Consider the following 17576-nt stretch of genomic DNA (forward strand, 5'->3'; position numbering starts at 1 on the left):
CGCGATGAGCGCGAGCGCCGGCGAGCGCAGCAAGGAGACGTCATGACCACCCATCCGGACCCGACCCTGCGCGGGCCGCAGGGCGTCGTGCCCCAGGCCGGCCCGACCGACGACTGGGCGCCCGGCGTGGACACCGTCCCCCGGGCCACCGGCACGCCGGAGGAACTCCAGCCGTACGCCGAGCTGGGCCTCCGCGACGACGAGTACGACCGGATCCGGCACATCCTCGGCCGGCGCCCCACCCAGGCCGAGCTGGCCATGTACTCGATCATGTGGAGCGAGCACTGCTCCTACAAGTCGAGCAAGGTGCACCTGCGCCAGTTCGGCGAGAAGGCGCCGCCGAGCGACCGGCTGCTGGCCGGCATCGGCGAGAACGCCGGCGTGGTCCGGGTCTCCGACGAGCTGGCCGTGACCTTCAAGGTCGAGTCGCACAACCACCCGAGCTTCGTCGAGCCCTACCAGGGCGCGGCGACCGGCGTCGGCGGCATCGTCCGCGACATCCTCGCCATGGGCGCCCGCCCGGTGGCCGTGATGGACCCGCTGCGCTTCGGCGCGGCCGACCACCCGGACACCGCCCGGGTGCTGCCCGGCGTGGTCGCCGGCGTCGGCGGCTACGGCAACTGCCTCGGCCTGCCCAACATCGGCGGCGAGGTGGTCTTCGACCCCTGCTACCAGGGCAACCCGCTGGTCAACGCGCTCTGCCTGGGCGTGCTGCCGGTCGACCGGCTGCAGAAGAAGGACGCCACCGGCCCCGGCAACGTCGTGGTGCTGATGGGCGCCAAGACCGGCCGCGACGGCATCGGCGGCGTGTCCGTGCTGGCCAGCGCCACCTTCGACGAGGGCAGCGAGCAGCGCCGCCCGTCCGTGCAGGTGGGCGACCCGTTCATGGAGAAGCTGCTCATCGAGGCGTGCCTGGAGCTGTACGACGCCGAGCTGGTCGTCGGCATCCAGGACCTCGGCGGCGCCGGCCTGACCTGCGCCCTCACCGAGACCGCCGCCTCCGCCGGCACCGGCATGCGGGTCTGGCTGGAGCGGGTCCCGCTGCGGGAGCCCTCGATGGAGCCGCACGAGATCCTGGCCAGCGAGTCCCAGGAGCGGATGCTGCTGGTCGTCACGCCGGAGAAGCTGGAGGCGGTGCTCAAGACCGCCGAGAAGTGGGGTGTCTGGGCCACCGCCATCGGCGAGGTCACCGCGCCGTCGCCGGACGGCCAGCCGGGCCGCCTGGTCATCACCTGGCGTGACCAGCTCGTGGTCGACGTGCCCCCGGGCTCGCTGGTCGACGACGGTCCGGTCTACGCCCGGCCGATGCGGGAGCCGGCCGACCTGATCCTGCTCCAGGCGGACCGGGCCGAGACGCTGCCCCGACCGAGCACCCCGGACGCGCTGCGGGAGACCGTGCTGCGCATGATCGCGTCGCCCAACCTGGCCGACAAGACCTGGGTCACCGAGCAGTACGACCGCTACGTGCTGGGCAACACCGTGCTCGCCCAGCCGGAGGACTCCGGCGTGATCCGGATCGACGAGCGCAGCGGCCTCGGCGTCGCCCTCTCGGTCGACGGCAACGGCCGGTACGCGCGCCTCGACCCGTACCAGGGGACGAAGCTGGCGCTCGCCGAGGCGTACCGGAACGTGGCGGTGACCGGCGCGAAGCCGATCGCGGTGACCAACTGCCTCAACTTCGGCTCGCCGGAGGACCCGGGCGTGATGTGGCAGTTCGCCGAGGCCGTGCGCGGCCTGGCGGACGGCTGCCTGGAGCTGGGCATCCCGGTCACCGGCGGCAACGTCAGCTTCTACAACCAGACCGGCGCGGCGGCCATCCACCCGACCCCGGTGGTCGGCGTGCTGGGCGTGCTGGACGACGTCGCCGAGCGGGTGCCGATGGGCTTCGTGCCGCGGCCGGCCGGGGACCACGACCAGCTCTTCCTGCTCGGCGAGACGCACGTCGAGCTGTCCGGCTCGGAGTGGGCCTGGGTGACCCACGAGCACCTCGGCGGCATCCCGCCGCAGGTCGACCTGGCCCGCGAGCGGCAGCTCGCCGAGCTGCTGGCCGAGGCGGCCCGGGTCGGGCACCTCAGCTCGGCGCACGACCTCTCCGACGGCGGCCTGGCCCAGAGCCTGGTCGAGTCGAGCCTGCGTCGGGGCGTCGGAGCCAGGATCGCGCTGCCGGAGCACTTCGCCGACGGCTCGATGCCGTTCGTGTTCCTGTTCAGCGAGTCCGCCGGCCGGGTGCTGGTGTCGGTGCCGCGCGGTCACGAGAAGGCGTTCACCGCCCTCTGCGGCGAGCGCGGGGTGCCGTGGGAGTTCATCGGCGTGACCGACCCGACCGGCGGCGTCCTGGAGGTGCACGGCCAGTTCCGGATCGGTCTGGACGAGCTGCGCGAGGCGCACGCGGCGACGCTGCCGCGCCTCTTCGGTGACGCGGAGGCGCCCCGGGTGGAGGTGGCCGCGACCCGTACCGGTACCACCACCGTGCTGCCGGCGACCGCCGAGCAGCCGGTCGGGGTGGACCCGGCGCAGGTCGCCGCCGAGCCGATCGCCGAGCACGGCCCGGAGACGGCCGCCAAGTCGCCTGGCGCGGAAGCCCCGACGGGAGCCGACACCGCGCCGAGCGGGTCGACTCCGGCCGAGGACGGGACCGGGTCCGCCGCGGCGGACGACCCGTCCCGGCAGGTGACGGCGACTGCCGGGTCCCCGACCGGCGGCGGGTCGACCGTCGAGGGCGACCGCACGTCGACGGACGACCCGGAGGGCGTCGCCCCGGCGACCGCGCCGGACGACACCGACACGGCCTCCGATGAGCCGGACCAGCGATCCGCGCCGGACCAGCGCTGAGGCCCTGGCCCTGGCGGTCTTCGCCCAGCCCGGCGCCGGTGCCCGGTTCGACTGGGGACTGACCGGGGCCGCGGAACTCGGCCGGGTCTGCGCCGCCCTGGTGGTGGTGGACGTGCTCTCGTTCACCACCACCGTGGAGGTGGCGGTGAGCCGCGGCATGCGGGTGCACCCGTTCCCCTGGGGCGAGCAGGCCGCCGAGTACGCCCGCCGGGTCGGCGCGGTCGCCGCTGTGGGCCGGCGGAGGACGACAGCGGAACATCCGTGGTCGCTCTCCCCGGCGGCGCTGCAGACCGCGCCGGTCGTCGCCGACCTGGTGCTGCCGTCGCCCAACGGCTCGGCGATCAGCGCCGCGGCGAGCGCCACCGGCATTCCGGTGGTCGCGGCATGCCTGCGCAACGCGCGCGCCGTCGGGCGGTGGCTCCGCGATCAGGGGTACGGCACGAACGACGCCCCGATCGGCGTGGTGGCCGCCGGGGAACGCTGGCCCGACGGGTCACTGCGTCCCTGTGTGGAGGACCAGCTCGGGGCCGCCTGCGTGCTGGACGCCCTGGCCGGGGTGCCCGGGGGACTCTCGGTGGAGGCGGCGATGGCGCTGGCCGCGCTGGCCAGCACCCCGGACGTGCCGGCGGCGGTCCGGGGTTGCGTCTCCGGCCGGGAACTGGCCGAGGGCGGCTTCGCCGGGGACGTCGCGGTGGCCACCGAGGTCGGCGTCTCCGACGTCGTACCGGTGCTCCGCCAGAACTTCTTCGCCCCCGCCTGACCTCCGCGCCGGCTCGCCCCGCCCCGCGCTCCCGTCGATCTTGGGGTTGTGGTGCCCAGGATGGCGGATCTGGCCCGGTTTGGTAGGTGCCACAACTCCAAGATCGGCGACTGGTCGGGCGCCGGCAGCGGGATTGACGACAGTGGCCGCCCGCGGAGCGGGCGGCCACTGTCGGTCGTGCGGGGTGCGGGTCAGTCGTCCAGCCAGTCGAGGCGACGACCGCCCCGCTCCGACGCGCCGTCCGGGCGGGCGCGACCGGCCTGGGCCGGGTCGTTGTGGTAGCCGCCCTGGTTGTCGTAGCCGCCACCGCGCTGCTGCGGCGGCTCCTGGCCGTAGCCGCCCTGCTGTCCGTAGCCGTCGCCGTAACCGCCGCGCTGGTCGTAGCCGCCCTGCTGGTCGTAGCCGCCCTGCTGGTGGCCGCCGTCGTAGCCGGAGCCGTAACCGCCGCCGGCCGGGCCGCTCTCGTAGCCGCCCTGCTGCCGGCCGTCGTAGCCGCCGCCCGGATTGTCGCCGTAGCCACCGGCGGGGTTGTCGCCGTAGCCACCGGCCGGCGCGTCACCGTAGCCGCCCGGGGTTCGGCCACCCTCGTAGCCGCCGGCGGGGGCGTTGTCGTAACCGCCGGTCGGGGCGTCGCCGTAGCCGCCGGCCGGGTTGTCGCCGTAGCCGCCCACCGAGGCGGTGCCGTGACCGCCGGTCGGGGCGGCGCCGTGACCGCTCACCGGGGCGGCCCCGTAGCCGCCAGCCGGTCGGCCGGCGTAACCCGGGTCGTCGCCGTAACCGCCCGCCGGGGCATCGCCGTAGCCGCCCGGAGCGCCGGTGTAGCCGCCGGTGGGCACGTCTCCGTATCCGCCCTGTTGACGGCCGTTGTCGTAGCCCCCGGCCGGACCGTTGTCGTAGCCGCCCGGCGCGGCGCCGTAACCGCCACCGGCGCCGTAGCCGTCGCCCTGCTCCGGGCCGCGGCCGTACTGGCCCGGGCTGGCCTGGTCGTAACCCCGACCCTGCTCCGGCTGGTAGGTGCTGGTCGGGTACGGGTCGGCCGGCGGCGCGTACTGGGTGCTGTCACCGGTGTAGCGGCCGGTGGGCTCGTCGAAACGCTCGTTGCCGTAGCCGCCGCCCTGAGCCGGCGGGTAGGCCCCGGCGCCGGCGGCGTAGCCGGCACCGGAGGACGGGCCGTTGCCGTAGCCGCCGCCCGAGGAGGGCGCGTTGCCGTAGCCGTTCGCTCCGCCGTAGCCGCCCTGCCCGGGCGCCTCGTCGCCGTAGCCGTAGCCACCCTGCCCCGCCCCGACGCCGTACGCGGGTCCGGGCGGTGCGCCGTACGGGTCCGGCGGGACGTCGTCCACGACCGGCCGCTGCAGCATGGTCGGCGCGTCGCTGATCGCCGCGCCGCCGACCGTCGTCGGAGCGGGCCCGGCGCCCATGCCGTTGACCACGCGGGTCTGGTCGTCGGCGCCCCGGTAGGCGCCCCGGGCCGCGGGAACCGCGCCGGCCATGGCGGCCCCACCCGGACCGCCGGGACCGGTCGGCCCACCCGGACCGTCGCCGTCGCCATCACCGTCGTCGTTCTTGCGCCGCATGTAGAGCAGCACGATGGTGCCCACGCCGACGGCCACGAACAGGCCGCCGAGCAGGATCAGCAGCCAGGAGCTGAAGCCGCCGGAGTCCTCGTTCGCGGTCGGCTGCTGGGCGGCGGGCGCCTCGGTGGCGGGGGTGTCGGTCACCTCGTCCTCGGTCGGCTCCTCGGACGGGAGGGCCGACTCACTGGCCGACGGGGTGGCGCTCGGGCTCGCCGAGGCCTTGACCGCGATGCTGAGCCGGAGGCCGGTCACGGACTGGCCGGCGGCCGCATTGATCGACTTGGCGCTAGGGCTGGCGCCGTCGGTCGAGGCGCCGAGGTCGATCCGGCCGGGCAGGATCGGGTTCGAGGCGGAGCCGCTGAAGCTGAAGTTGCCGCTGCCGTTCGTGGTCGTCTGGCGCGGGTTGCCGGAGCTGTCGCGCAGCATGACGAGCGCGCCGGAGATCGGCTCCCCGTCGGAGTTGACCACCTTGCCGGAGACCGTCTTCACGGTCTGCGGCTGCTGCGGCGAGGGCGGAGCGGCCTTGCCCTTGACCGTGAGGTTGAAGTTCGCGGTGGCCGGCCGGCCCACCCCTTGCACCCGGACCGTGACGGAGGCGTTGGCATCGCCCGCGTTGTCGTTCGCACGGAGGGTTAGGAGTTGGACCTTCGGGGTACCGGGAGGGTTGAACTCGACGCCGCCGCAGCCGCTGGTGCAGCTGACCCCGGCGGGCAGACCACTCAGGCTGATGTCGCCGTTGGTGTCAGTGCCCTCGGGATTCACCGTCACGGTGATCGTGGCGTCACTGCCGGCGTTGATCGTGGTAGATCCGGGCGACACGCTGACGCTGGCCGCGAGGGCGGGTGTGGCGGGGACGGTGAGCAGGGCGCCGAAGACCAGCGCTACGACCACACCGGCCCGATGCTTCCAGGCACGTCGGTGTGTTGACACGTCCACCGCCTTCCGGGTCTGATCTCCCCGCTGGCCGCTCCGGCCGGGTTGATCACTCACGGTACGAAATACGCCGTCGGCAACTATGCCTTGTCTGACCGGATCATCTCTACCCAGGGCCGGCGTCGTGCGGCCTTCTGCCGGGTCGTATCGTCCCGTCGTGTCCTCTCCGCACGCTTATTCCGACGTGGTGTCAGCCGCCCTGACGGCGCTGGACGAGGGGCGTACGCCCGAACGGCCGGTGCTGCGGGAGGCGGTCCGGACGCTCTTGGCCGCCCTTGCGGAGCGCGCCCCCGGCCGATCGGTGGAGGTGCGTGTCCCACCCTACGGCGCGGTGCAGTGCGTGACCGGTCCGCGACACACCCGCGGCACCCCGCCGAACGTGGTGGAGATGGATCCGGCGACCTGGCTGGCGGTGGCCACCGGACGCCTCGGCTGGGCGGAAGCGGTCACCGAGGGTCGCGTACGGGTCTCCGGCATCCGGGCCGACCTCTCCGCGTACCTCCCGATTTAGCCGGACCGACGCGGCGGGGTGTCGTCACCCTCGGCGGACGGTTCGTGACTGTCGGTGTCGACTCCTGTTCGCGTACACTGGTGCCCGACGACGGTCCCGGCCCACGGTGCGGAGCTGCCCCCCGACTCCGCCAGGCCAGTCCAGACCCCCACCATGAGGGAGCGGCAGGTGCCCCGAGGCGATGGCCGGCTGAGCCACGACCTTGACCCCCAGCGACCCGGCCCCCAGGACGCGTGCGGCGTCTTCGGCGTCTGGGCGCCCGGGGAAGAGGTCGCCAACCTCACCTACTTCGGGCTCTACGCCCTCCAGCACCGGGGTCAGGAGGCCGCGGGCATCGCGGTCAGCGACGGCTCCGGTGTGGTGGTCTACAAGGACCTCGGGCTGGTCGCCCAGGTGTTCGACGAGCCGACCCTGGCGAGCCTGCGCGGGCACGTCGCCATCGGGCACGCGCGCTACTCGACCACCGGCGGCTCGACCTGGGAGAACGCCCAGCCGACGATCCGGGCCACCACCGCCGGCACGACGATCGCGCTGGCCCACAACGGCAACCTGGTCAACACCGCCGAGCTGCGCCGCGAGGTGTCCGCCCGGGGCGTCGACTCCGACGGCTCGACCAACGACACCTCGCTGGTCACCATGCTGCTGGCCAGCCGGCCCGACCTCTCGGTCGAGGCGGCCGCGATGGAGGTGCTGCCGCAGCTGCGGGGCGCGTTCAGCTTCGTCTTCATGGACGAGTCGACGCTCTACGCGGCGCGCGACGCGCACGGCGTGCGCCCGCTGGTCCTCGGCCGGCTGGAGCGCGGCTGGGTGGTGGCGAGCGAGACCGCCGCGCTGGACATCGTCGGCGCGAGCGTGGTGCGCGAGGTGGAGCCGGGCGAGCTGATCGCGATCGACGAGAACGGGCTGCGCTCCAGCCGGTTCGCCGCGCCGGAGCCCAAGGGCTGCCTCTTCGAGTACGTGTACATCGCCCGGCCGGACGCCACCATCGCCGGCCGCAACGTGCACGCCGCCCGGGTGCAGATCGGCCGGCAGCTCGCCAAGGAGCACCCGGTCGAGGCCGACCTGGTGATCCCCGTGCCGGAGTCGGGCACCCCGGCGGCCATCGGCTACGCCGAGGAGTCCGGCATCACCTACGGCCAGGGTCTGATGAAGAACCCGTACGTGGGGCGCACCTTCATCCAGCCCTCGCAGACGCTGCGCGCGCTCGGTGTCCGGCTCAAGCTGAACCCGCTGCGGCAGAACGTGCGCGGCAAGCGGCTGGTGGTGGTGGACGACTCGATCGTCCGGGGCACCACGCAGCGGGCCATCGTTCGGCTGCTGCGCGAGGCGGGGGCGCTGGAGGTCCACGTCCGGATCTCGTCGCCGCCGGTGAGCTGGCCCTGTTTCTACGGCATCGACTTCGCCACCCGGGCCGAACTGCTGGCCAACGGGCTGGACAACGAGGGCATCCGGCGCTCGATCGGTGCCGACACGCTGGGCTACGTGTCCCTGCCCGGTCTCATCGCCGCGACCGAGCAGCCGAAGACGCGGCTCTGCCGGGCGTGCTTCGATGGGGAGTACCCGATCGAACTGCCGGCCGGGAACCTGATCGGCAAGCACGTGCTCGAGGGAGTGGGTCGCCGGGTCGCCGCCGAGGCGGTCGAGCCCACCGTCCCGCTCGTCGCCACACCGACCCACCACCCGTAGCACCACCGACGCGGGTCCGGCCGCTCCGGTCCCGCGGGAACCACAAAGGGGAGAACCGTGACGCACGTGTCCGAGCGCAGCGGCGCAGGATCCAGCCCGACGGGCGCCGGCGGCGACCGCCAGCCCTGGACGGCGGGATCCGGCCGGACGCAGCGCAAACGCTCGGTCTCGTACGCTGACGCCGGGGTGTCGATCGAGGCGGGCGACCGCGCGGTCGAGCTGCTCAAGTCCAAGGTCAGGGAGACCCGGCGCCCGGAGGTCATGGGTGACCTCGGTGGCTTCGCCGGCCTGTTCCGGCTGGACACCAAAAAATACAAGAACCCGATCCTCGCCTCCTCGACCGACGGCGTGGGCACCAAGCTGGTGATCGCCCAGCAGCTCGACATCCACGACACGGTCGGCATCGACCTGGTCGCGATGGTCGTCGACGACCTGGTCGCCTGCGGCGCGGAGCCGCTGTTCCTGCTCGACTACATCGCCACCGGCGAGGTCGTGCCGGACAAGGTCGCCGAGATCGGCGCGGGTATCGCCGACGGCTGCCGGTACGCCGGCTGCGCGCTGCTGGGCGGCGAGACCGCCGAGCACCCCGGCGTGCTGCGCCCGGACGAGTACGACATCTCGGCCACCGGCGTGGGCGTGGTGGAGGAGAGCGACATCCTCAGCCCGGAGCGGGTCGAGGTGGGCGACGTGGTGATCGCCATGCGCTCCTCCGGACTGCACTCCAACGGCTACTCCCTGGTCCGGCACGTGCTGCTGGGCGCCGGCCGGATGCGGCTGGACGTGGTGATCGACGACTTCGGCCGCCAGCGCACGCTGGGCGAGGAGCTGCTCACCCCGACCAAGATCTACGCGCAGGACTGCCTGAAGCTGATCGCCGAGGCGGAGGTGCGGGCCCTGGCCCACGTCACCGGCGGCGGCATCCCGGGCAACCTGGTCCGGGTCCTGCCGGAGCACGTCGACGCGGTGGTCAACCGCTCCACCTGGAAGCCGCAGCCGATCTTCGACCTGATCCAGTCCAAGGGCCGGATCGAGGACCCGGAGATGGAGGCGACGTTCAACATGGGCGTCGGCATGTTCGCGATCGTCTCCGCCGAGGACGCCGACCGCGCGCTGGCCACGCTGACCGGCCGTGGCGTCGAGGCCTGGCAGGCCGGCGAGATCATCGAGGGCTCCGGCAACGTGCAGATGGTCGGCCAGCACACCCGGGGATGATCACGCTCCGCTGATCAGCCGGGCACCTGATCGGGGGTTCACCCGAGCGGCCACCGCCGCCTAGCCTGAAGGTTCGGTTTCCAGGCACGCGGGGGAGGGGTCGATGGCTGCGCGCACGCCCGAGGGGATGCGGGGCATCGCCGCCGTCCCCTCGTACGTGGTCATGCAGCCGACCACGCTCTGCAACCTCGACTGCGCCTACTGCTACCTGCCGCTGCGCGCGGCGGACCGGCGGATGCCGGTGGCGGTGGCCGAGGCGGTGGCGGCGTCGGTGAACCCCTGGTCGGCCGGGGGGCGCTTCTCCGTGGTCTGGCACGGCGGTGAGCCGCTCGCGGCCGGTCGGGAGCACCTGGCCGCGCTGCTGGCCCCGTTCGGGCCGGACGTCGAGCACCACGTGCAGACCAACGCCACCCTCGTCGACGACGCCTGGTGCGCGTTCTTCGCCGAGCACCGGGTGCGGGTGAGCGTGAGCGTGGACGGCCCGCGGGCGCGCAACGCCGAGCGGGTCACCCGGGGCGGGCGTCCGGCGTACGACCGGATCGTGGCCGGGGTGGCGGCGCTGCGCCGGCACGGGCTGCCCTTCTCGGCGCTGGCGGTGGTCTCCCGGCCGGAGCCGGGGCTGGCGACCGAGCTGTACGACTACTTCCTCGACCTGGGCTGCGAGGTGCTGGGCGTCAACATCGAGGAGACCGAGGGCGTCAACACCCGGACGAACGCCCGGGACGCGGCCGACGTCACCGGCTTCTGGGCCGAGCTGGTCGCGGCCTGGCGTCGTGATCCCCGGATCCACCTGCGCGAGGTGGAGTGGTCACTGCGGTACGCGGGGGCGGTCCTGGCCGGCACGGCGGACGAGCTGCTGCCCCGTCACCTCGACCCGATCCCGACCGTCGGCCACGACGGCTCGGTGGTGGTGCTCTCCCCCGAGCTGGCCGGCTTCAGCGACCCCCGGTACGGCGACTTCGGCAGCGGGAACGTGCTGACCACCCCGCTGAGCGAGATCCTCGCCGGCGCCGGGCGGACGCCCTGGGTCGGTGAGTTCCTCACCGGGGTGGAGGCGTGCCGGTCGTCCTGCGCCTACTTCGGGTTCTGCGGTGGTGGTCACGCCGCCAACCGCTACTTCGAGCTGGGGCGGTTCGACGGCACGGAGACCGAGCACTGCCGCAACAGCAAGATCCGCCTATTGGAGGGAGTGTTGGAGCATGCCCGAGATCACCAGTGACAACGACCGGGACGTGGTCGCCGACCGGGTGCGGGACGCGGCCGCGGGGCTGACCGCGCTGCTCCACGAGGCCGAGGCGGCTCGGCTGCTGCGGTCGGAGGTGTCGGGGGGCGACGGCGCCAGCGCGGTGTGCGCGTGGAACCACTTCGAGAACATCCCGACGTTCTACAACTGGAACAACCGACCGCGCTGAGGGAACGGTTCCGCGATCAAGGACCTGCCGGTGCGGCCGGGGGTCGCCCCGGTGCGGCAGGTCCCTGATCGTCGGTCGTACGCCGGCTCGGCAGAGCACATGCGTGAGCACGCGGGGGTTGCCGCGTGCTCAGATGTGATGGGAGGTCAGCGGGTCGGGCGGGCCCAGGTGTCCGGGTCGTCGTCCGCGTGGTCCTCGTCATCGTCGTCGACATACTCTTTGTAGTCGTCGTCGAAGTTGTGCTCAGACTTACCACTACCCGCCAGTTCGCGCTGCAAGGCGGTTAGGTCGGTGTTCGGGGAGTGGTACTTCAACTCCCGGGCCACCTTCGTCTGCTTGGCCTTAGCACGGCCGCGCCCCATGGCTCGACCCCCTCGCACAGAATGCGGGGCAGCCCGAAGGCGGGCCCCGATGACGTCAGGCATCTCTCGTGGCTCTTACGGTACATGGGGATGCCACCGTTCGGCACCTCGGGTCACCGTCGACCGGCCCTGCGCGTCGCAGTGTTCCAGCCGTCACAAAGTGTACCGGGTAAGGGGCGACGGCCGGTGCCGGCCGTGACAGCGCGCAAACCGGACGAAATATCCCGAGGATCAGCTTAACGCCGTACCCGGTCCGGCGTGTGCCCGGGGGCGGAGCCGGCGGCCCGCCCCCGGGTGACGTTCAGCGCAGGTGGATGGTGCGCAGCCGGCCGACCTCGGCCATCCGCCGCTCGGCGAGCCGGTCCGCGGCGACCGCCGGCGGGACCCCCTCGTCGTCGGCGAGCCGCAGGATCTCCCGCGTGGTGTCGAAGATCCGGGTGGCGCGCAGCTTGGCCCGATCGAAGTTGAAGCCCTCGATCTCGTCCGCGACCTGGATCACGCCACCGGCGTTCACCACGTAGTCGGGGGTGTAGAGGATTCCCCGGTCGGCGAGTACCTTCTCGATGCCCGGGTGGGCGAGCTGGTTGTTCGCCGCGCCGGTGACCACCTTGGCCCGCAGCACCGGCACGGTCTCGTCGTCGAGCGCGCCGCCCAGCGCGCACGGGGCGTACACGTCGATGTCGGACGCGACCAGGGCGGCGGTGTCGTCGACCAGGGTGACCTGCGGGTGGGTGGTGCGCACCCACTCCCGGGCGCGCGGGTTGACGTCGGTCGCCACGACCTCGGCGCCGTCCTCCAGCAGGTGCGCGGTCAGGTACTTGCCGACCTTGCCCAGGCCGGCCACACCGACCCGCCGGCCGGCGAGCGTCGGGCTGCCCCAGACGTGCTCGGCGGCGGCCCGCATGCCCTGGAAGACGCCCCAGGCGGTGAGGATCGACGAGTCGCCCGCGCCGCCGTGCTCCACGCTGCGACCGGTGACGAAGCGGGTCTCCCGGGCGATGACGTCCATGTCGGCGACGTAGGTGCCGACGTCGCAGGCGGTGTAGTAGCGGCCGTTCAGCGACTCCACGAAGCGGCCGTAGGCGCGCAGCAGCGCCTCGCTCTTGATCTGCTCCGGGTCACCCCAGATGACCGCCTTGCCGCCACCGAGGTCGAGGTTGGCCAGGGCGTTCTTGTACGCCATGCCCCGCGAGAGGTCGAGCACGTCGGCGAGGGCCTCGGCCTCGCTGGCGTACGGGTAGAACCGGGTGCCGCCGAGCGCGGGGCCCAGCGCGGTGGAGTAGATCCCGATGATCGCCTTCAGGCCGGACTGCTTGTCCTGGCAGAACACGACCTGCTCGTGACCCGTTGATACCGGGTCGTCGGTGCTGGCGAATACGCCCATGGCTGACTCCTGTGTCGGTGTGCGCCCTTGTGGGGCGCGGAACCTTCGGTGGCACGCCGGCGGGATGGTGCCGGTGTCGTTGAGCCTAATATCGGCCGGAACCGTACTGTCGCGCACGTCACGCCGCCGGCGTGACGGCGGCGACGGGGGGTCCCGTCTCGTGGGAGGATCGCGCCGTGCCGTCGCTCTTCGCTTCATACCTGCGCGTGTACGAGCCGTTGACCGCCTTCGACCGGGACCGGCAGTCGTACTGGCGCCGGTACGTGAGCGAGGGTCGGGCGATCGCCCCGCTGGAGGGGCCGGTGCGGCAGCGGACGGCGGTGATCGAGGCGCTCGGCGCGGGCTGGACCCGGCTGCCCGACCTGCCGGACGAGGCGTACGTCCTGGAGACCGACGAGGCGCTGCTGGTCTGCCCGTGGAACCTGCGCATCCGGGTCGCCGAGGCGGCTCTCAGCGCGCGGGACGGGGTGCCGTCGGTGCTCGCCGACGCGTTCGTGCCGCCGGTGCTGGCCGGGCAGGCCAAGGCCGTGGTGGAGGACTGGCGCAGCGGGGCCCGGGTGCTGGAGCACGGGGTGCCCCGGGTGCACGAGCAGATCGCCACCTGGGGTGTGCCGCTGCGTTGGTTCGTGCTGTTCGAGGCCGGGGAGCGGCATCTGGTCACCGAGCCGGAGCGGCGTGCGCTGCGCTTCCGCACGGAGATCTCCAAGGCGCGGCGCCGCTCCTCGCGGGCGCTGTCCGTGCTGCGCAAGTCGGTCGGGGAGGCGCCGATCACCGAGGCGGTCGAGGAGGCCGCCCGCTGGTTGGAGGAGTTCCACCCGCGGTCGGTGGTCGAGCTGGACTACGGCGGCCTGGTGCAGCTGCTGCCGGACGAGACGTTGGCGGCCGACGACTCGACCGAGCTGGTCGCGGAGGGGCTGGCCGGGCTGGCCCGGGGCGAGGCCGAGGAGGCCTCGGCGGCCTACGACAAGCTGGTCGCGCGCTGGCGTGCGGTGCAGCTGCTGGAGCGCTGCAACTGACGCCCGGTTTGCCCTCTTTCGTGGGACGGGATACGAGAGTGTCTCGTAGTTGACGCATCACGAACCGTGATCATGAGTCCGAATAAGGTAGTTTCTGCGGCATAAAAGTCGTAAAAATCGGGCATGCTTCATCCGTCCGTCTAGGGACCTTCAGCCGTTCGGCCCATGTCGGACATCGGGGACTAGCCGGACCATGGGAGACGCGTCGGCCGGCGGGACCCCGGCCGATGTCTATACATGTGGAGGAGTGACCCCGATGGCATCGCGAACGCACGAACCAGAGCCGCTACTCACACCGGCCGAGGTGGCGTCGATGTTCCGTGTCGACCCGAAGACGGTGACCCGGTGGGCCAAGGCTGGCAAGCTCAGCGCCATCCGGACCCTGGGCGGCCACCGCCGTTACCGCGAGTCGGAGGTTCGGGCCCTGCTGCAGGGGCAGATTCCCCAGCAGCGTCAGGGAGACTGACGACCCGAAGTTCCTCAGGAAATCCCGATCAGGGGCGGTCGGCCGACGGGCCACCGCCCTTAATCGTGTCCGGGGGCCGGTCCGTCCAGGACGATCCGCAGCCCCACCGTGCCGCCCTCCCCCCGGCGCAGCCGGCTGCCCAGCAGGCTCAGCCGGCCGATCAGCCGGTACTTGTGCTTGAGCAGGCCCCGGATCCGCCGCGTGCTCTCCTGGTCGCTGATCGTCGCGTGCGCCGGCACCGCCTCCCCGTGGGGGCGTCCGCGCACGTCGCACGGTGCGACAGTGACCCGGCCGTCGCGCCGGATCCGCTTGACCTTGCCGGAGTCGGACACGGTCCACACCGCCAGCGCGTCGCCGTCGCGCACCGCCCACACCGGGGTCGCCACCGCCCGACCGTCCTTGCGGAACGTGGTGAGCAGGACGTACTTCTCCGCCGCCAGGCGGTCCAGGTCGGTCACGCCGCCCAGGATACGGCTGCGACAGCGGCGCCGAGCCCGGATAGCGTGCTCTCTCATGACCGGGGAACCCGAGATCGGCGACGTGTTCGGCGAGATGATCCGCGACGCGTACGCGGTGGCGACCGGCGTCGGTCCCCGACCGATGGCCGGCGGGCGCCTGCCCCGCCCGGTCATCGAGATCATCGAGCGCGACGACGGGCTGGTCAACGGCGCGCCCGCCGGGCACTACCTCGACCCGCCGGACCGCTGGCAGCCGCACGACCACCGGGCGGTCGACCGGGTCCACGGGCACGTGCTCGACGTCGGCGTCGGCGCCGGCCGGATCGCGCTGCACCTGCAGGAGCGCGGCGTGCCGGTCACCGGCCTGGACACCTCGCTCGGCGCGCTGCGGGTCAGTCGGCACCGGGGCGTACGCGAGCTGGTGCACGGCACCGTCGACGAGCACGTCGCCGACGGACGGCGCTACGACACGTTCCTGCTGCTCGGCAACAACCTCGGCCTCTTCGAGGGGCGGGAGCGGGCCCCCGCGCTGCTGGCCGCGCTCGCCGCGCTGGCCCGGCCGGGGGCGACGGTGATCGCGCACGGCACCGACCCGTACGGGACCACCGACCCGGTGCACACCGGCTACCACGAGCGGAACCGGCGGCGGGGCCGGCTGGGCGGGCAGCTGCGGCTGCGGCTGCGCTACCGGCTGCTCGGCACCGAGTGGTTCGACTACCTGGTCTGCTCGCCCGAGGAGTTCGCGGAGCTGGTCCACGGCTCACCGTGGCGACTGACCGACGTGGACGACACCGACCACCCCTACTACCTCGCCACGCTCGCGCTGCGGCGTTAGGAAGGGCCCCTTTCAAGCGCCTACGCGTTAACAAGGGGCCCTTCCTTGCATCTCAGACCTGGACGGTGGGGGTCGTCTGCTCCGGCGGCAGGCCACCGTCGCCGTCGACCACCTCGTCCGGGGTGCCGTCCTCGTCGATGTCGACCATGGTGATGTCCACCTTGCCGTCGCCGTCGGTGTCGAACTGGAACAGGTCGGCCTTGCCGTCGCCGTCGGTGTCCACCACCCAGACGTCGGTCTTGCCGTCGTTGTTGGTGTCCGCGCGGAGCAGGTCCACCCGCTCGTCGCCGCGCGTCTCGACCGTCTCGGTGTTCTGCGCGCTCTCCGGTGCCTGGCTCATCTCGATCCTTCCTTCGGCGTTGACGGCCGTCTGTACCCCGTCCGCTCCGCCCCCACGCATGCCCGGCGGCCCGGCCCTGCATAGGGTCGCATCCAGGAGCGAGCGGCCGGGCCCGGCGCGGCGGAGACCCCGCCCGCCCCCGCCGCGGCGAGGGGACGTCGATGAGTGGTCGTTTTGTGGTCGTCGGGGCCGGCACCATGGGCCTCGGCATCGCGTACGTGGCGGCCGGCGCCGGGTACGCGGTCGAACTGGTCGAGGTCGACCCGGCCCGGGGCGCCGACGCCGTCCGGCGGCTCGGTGAGCTGTGGGAGCGCGGGGTGCGGCGGGGCAAGCTGACCGAGGAGGCGGCGACCGCCAACCGGGCGCGGGTCACCCTGCGCGCCGGCCTGGCCGAGGTGGCCGAGGGGCCGGACGTGATCGTGGAGGCGGTGCCCGAGCGGCTCGACCTCAAGCGGGCCGTGCTCCGCGAGGCCGAGGGCCGCCGACCGGTGCTGCTGGGCAGCAACACCTCCAGCATCCCGATCGCCGAGCTGGCCGACGGGCTGGACCGCCCGGCGGACTTCCTCGGGCTGCACTTCTTCAACCCGGTCTGGGCGATGGCACTGCTGGAGGTGGTGATCGGCCCGGCCACCGCGCCGGAGACCACCGAGGCGGCCGTCGCGCTCGCCGGCCGGCTGGGCAAGGACCCCGTCGTGGTACGCGACATGCCCGGCTTCGCCACCTCCCGGCTCGGCGTCACGCTCGGCCTGGAGGCGATCCGGATGGTGGCCGACGGGGTGGCCAGCCCGGCCGACATCGACAAGGCCATGGTGCTCGGCTACCGGCACCCGGTCGGCCCGTTGGAGCTGACCGACCTGGTCGGACTGGACGTCCGGCTCGACATCGCGCGCACCCTCCAGGCCGCGTACGGGGACCGGTTCGCGCCGCCGCCGCTGCTCGTCGAGATGGTGGCCGCCGGGAAGCTGGGCAAGAAGTCCGGCCAGGGCTTCTACACCTGGGAAGACGGGGTGAAACGATGAGCGGGCTGCGGATCGAGGAACTGCCGGACCGCCTCGTGGTCACGCTGGACCGGCCGGAGAAGCGCAACGCGATCGACGCCGACCTGGTGGGCGAACTGCACGCGGTCTGCGCCGAGTTGGAGGCGCGGCCCCGGCTGATGCTGCTCACCGGCGGCGCCGCGGGCATCTTCGCCGGTGGCGCGGACATCGCCCAGCTCCGCGAACGCGGCCGGCTGGACGCGCTGGCCGCGATCAACCAGGGCGTCTTCGCCCGGATCCGGGCGCTCCCGATGCCCACCGTGGCGGCGGTCGACGGCCCGGCGCTGGGCGGTGGGGCCGAGCTGGCGTACGCGTGCGATCTGCGGGTGTGCACGGGCCGTGCGATGTTCGGTCAGCCGGAGGTGCGGTTGGGCATCCTGGCCGGCGCGGGCGCGACCTACCGGTTGCCCGCCCTGATCGGCGAGGCCCGGGCGAAGGAGCTGCTCTTCACCGGCCGGCGGGTGGACGCCGACGAGGCGCTGCGGATCGGTCTGGTCAACCGGGTGGTGGCCGACCCGGCGGAGCTGCTGCCCACCGCGCACGGGCTGCTCGACGAGATGGCCAAGGGCTCGGCGCTGGCGTTGCGGTTGACCAAGCTGGCCGTGGACGCGCCGCCGGCCGCGCACCCGCAGCTCGACCTGCTCAGCCAGGCCGTGCTCTTCGAGGACGAGGAGAAGCGGCGGCGGATGACCGAGTTCCTGGAACGCCGGAAGGCCCGCTGAGACGGCGGGGGCCGCACCGGTCGTCCCGGTGCGGCC

Annotated in this window: 17 protein-coding genes; 12 read left to right on the forward strand and 5 right to left on the reverse strand. The window is 73.1% G+C overall.

Annotated elements, in window-relative coordinates; translation table 11 throughout:
* Positions 1-42 precede the first annotated feature (42 nt).
* On the forward strand, positions 43-2832 hold the full coding sequence (purL, locus tag ACN27B_RS10710; RefSeq protein WP_422744729.1) for a phosphoribosylformylglycinamidine synthase subunit PurL: 2790 nt from the start codon (positions 43-45) through the stop codon (positions 2830-2832).
* A complete protein-coding gene (locus ACN27B_RS10715; protein ID WP_172967873.1) occupies positions 2795-3592 on the forward strand; it encodes a 2-phosphosulfolactate phosphatase in 798 nt (265 codons plus the stop codon). Before purL ends, ACN27B_RS10715 begins: the two co-directional genes overlap by 38 nt.
* Before the next feature lie 191 nt (positions 3593-3783).
* Here the strand turns inward: ACN27B_RS10715 and ACN27B_RS10720 are convergent, their stop codons facing one another.
* Positions 3784-6057, reverse strand: a complete 2274-nt coding sequence (locus tag ACN27B_RS10720) for a carboxypeptidase regulatory-like domain-containing protein (protein ID WP_422744731.1) — start codon at positions 6055-6057, stop codon at positions 3784-3786.
* A gap of 229 nt (positions 6058-6286) precedes the next feature.
* Between ACN27B_RS10720 and ACN27B_RS10725 the strand changes: the two genes are divergently transcribed.
* From ACN27B_RS10725 to amcA, 5 genes are all read left to right on the forward strand, one after another.
* Entirely contained in the window at positions 6287-6610 is a 324-nt protein-coding gene (locus ACN27B_RS10725; protein WP_091576717.1) for a sterol carrier family protein, read from the forward strand.
* A gap of 168 nt (positions 6611-6778) precedes the next feature.
* Positions 6779-8296, forward strand: coding sequence for an amidophosphoribosyltransferase (gene purF / locus ACN27B_RS10730; RefSeq protein ID WP_091576715.1), 1518 nt, complete (start codon positions 6779-6781; stop codon positions 8294-8296).
* A gap of 57 nt (positions 8297-8353) precedes the next feature.
* Positions 8354-9508 carry a phosphoribosylformylglycinamidine cyclo-ligase gene (purM, locus tag ACN27B_RS10735; protein WP_091565718.1) on the forward strand — a complete coding sequence of 385 codons (1155 nt, stop codon included), beginning with the start codon at positions 8354-8356 and terminating at the stop codon, positions 9506-9508.
* A 127-nt stretch (positions 9509-9635) separates the two neighbouring features.
* On the forward strand, positions 9636-10727 hold the full coding sequence (gene amcB, locus ACN27B_RS10740) for a cyclophane-forming radical SAM peptide maturase AmcB (RefSeq protein ID WP_172968041.1): 1092 nt from the start codon (positions 9636-9638) through the stop codon (positions 10725-10727).
* Positions 10708-10920 (forward strand): multiple cyclophane-containing RiPP AmcA, encoded by a 213-nt coding sequence (gene amcA, locus ACN27B_RS10745; RefSeq protein ID WP_091565709.1) that lies wholly within the window; start codon positions 10708-10710, stop codon positions 10918-10920. The genes amcB and amcA overlap by 20 nt, the downstream gene beginning before the upstream one ends.
* Before the next feature lie 146 nt (positions 10921-11066).
* Here the strand turns inward: amcA and ACN27B_RS10750 are convergent, their stop codons facing one another.
* Together ACN27B_RS10750 and ACN27B_RS10755 are read right to left on the reverse strand one after the other, a co-directional pair.
* Complete coding sequence (locus ACN27B_RS10750) at positions 11067-11282, reverse strand: DUF3073 domain-containing protein (RefSeq protein ID WP_013283429.1); 216 nt, start codon at positions 11280-11282, stop codon at positions 11067-11069.
* A 301-nt stretch (positions 11283-11583) separates the two neighbouring features.
* Positions 11584-12666, reverse strand: coding sequence for a Glu/Leu/Phe/Val family dehydrogenase (locus ACN27B_RS10755; RefSeq protein ID WP_422744734.1), 1083 nt, complete (start codon positions 12664-12666; stop codon positions 11584-11586).
* A 176-nt stretch (positions 12667-12842) separates the two neighbouring features.
* Between ACN27B_RS10755 and ACN27B_RS10760 the strand changes: the two genes are divergently transcribed.
* Together ACN27B_RS10760 and ACN27B_RS10765 are read left to right on the forward strand one after the other, a co-directional pair.
* A complete protein-coding gene (locus tag ACN27B_RS10760) occupies positions 12843-13682 on the forward strand; it encodes a hypothetical protein (protein WP_099163060.1) in 840 nt (279 codons plus the stop codon).
* A 256-nt stretch (positions 13683-13938) separates the two neighbouring features.
* Positions 13939-14148, forward strand: a complete 210-nt coding sequence (locus tag ACN27B_RS10765) for a BldC family transcriptional regulator (RefSeq protein ID WP_007073996.1) — start codon at positions 13939-13941, stop codon at positions 14146-14148.
* 59 nt (positions 14149-14207) lie between these two features.
* Here the strand turns inward: ACN27B_RS10765 and ACN27B_RS10770 are convergent, their stop codons facing one another.
* A complete protein-coding gene (locus ACN27B_RS10770; RefSeq protein WP_099163059.1) occupies positions 14208-14606 on the reverse strand; it encodes a PPOX class F420-dependent oxidoreductase in 399 nt (132 codons plus the stop codon).
* A gap of 55 nt (positions 14607-14661) precedes the next feature.
* Between ACN27B_RS10770 and ACN27B_RS10775 the strand changes: the two genes are divergently transcribed.
* Positions 14662-15441, forward strand: coding sequence for a class I SAM-dependent methyltransferase (locus ACN27B_RS10775; RefSeq protein WP_396824425.1), 780 nt, complete (start codon positions 14662-14664; stop codon positions 15439-15441).
* A gap of 52 nt (positions 15442-15493) precedes the next feature.
* On the opposite strand, the gene ACN27B_RS10780 is transcribed toward ACN27B_RS10775, so the two are convergent.
* Complete coding sequence (locus ACN27B_RS10780; protein WP_091565690.1) at positions 15494-15781, reverse strand: hypothetical protein; 288 nt, start codon at positions 15779-15781, stop codon at positions 15494-15496.
* 161 nt (positions 15782-15942) lie between these two features.
* Between ACN27B_RS10780 and ACN27B_RS10785 the strand changes: the two genes are divergently transcribed.
* Together ACN27B_RS10785 and ACN27B_RS10790 are read left to right on the forward strand one after the other, a co-directional pair.
* Positions 15943-16800, forward strand: a complete 858-nt coding sequence (locus ACN27B_RS10785; protein ID WP_099163057.1) for a 3-hydroxyacyl-CoA dehydrogenase family protein — start codon at positions 15943-15945, stop codon at positions 16798-16800.
* Complete coding sequence (locus tag ACN27B_RS10790) at positions 16797-17540, forward strand: enoyl-CoA hydratase/isomerase family protein (RefSeq protein WP_099163056.1); 744 nt, start codon at positions 16797-16799, stop codon at positions 17538-17540. Before ACN27B_RS10785 ends, ACN27B_RS10790 begins: the two co-directional genes overlap by 4 nt.
* Positions 17541-17576: the final 36 nt, after the last annotated feature.

Origin of the sequence: Micromonospora sp. WMMD754 (assembly GCF_049315235.1) — a bacterium.
Lineage (GTDB): Bacteria > Actinomycetota > Actinomycetes > Mycobacteriales > Micromonosporaceae > Micromonospora > Micromonospora sediminicola.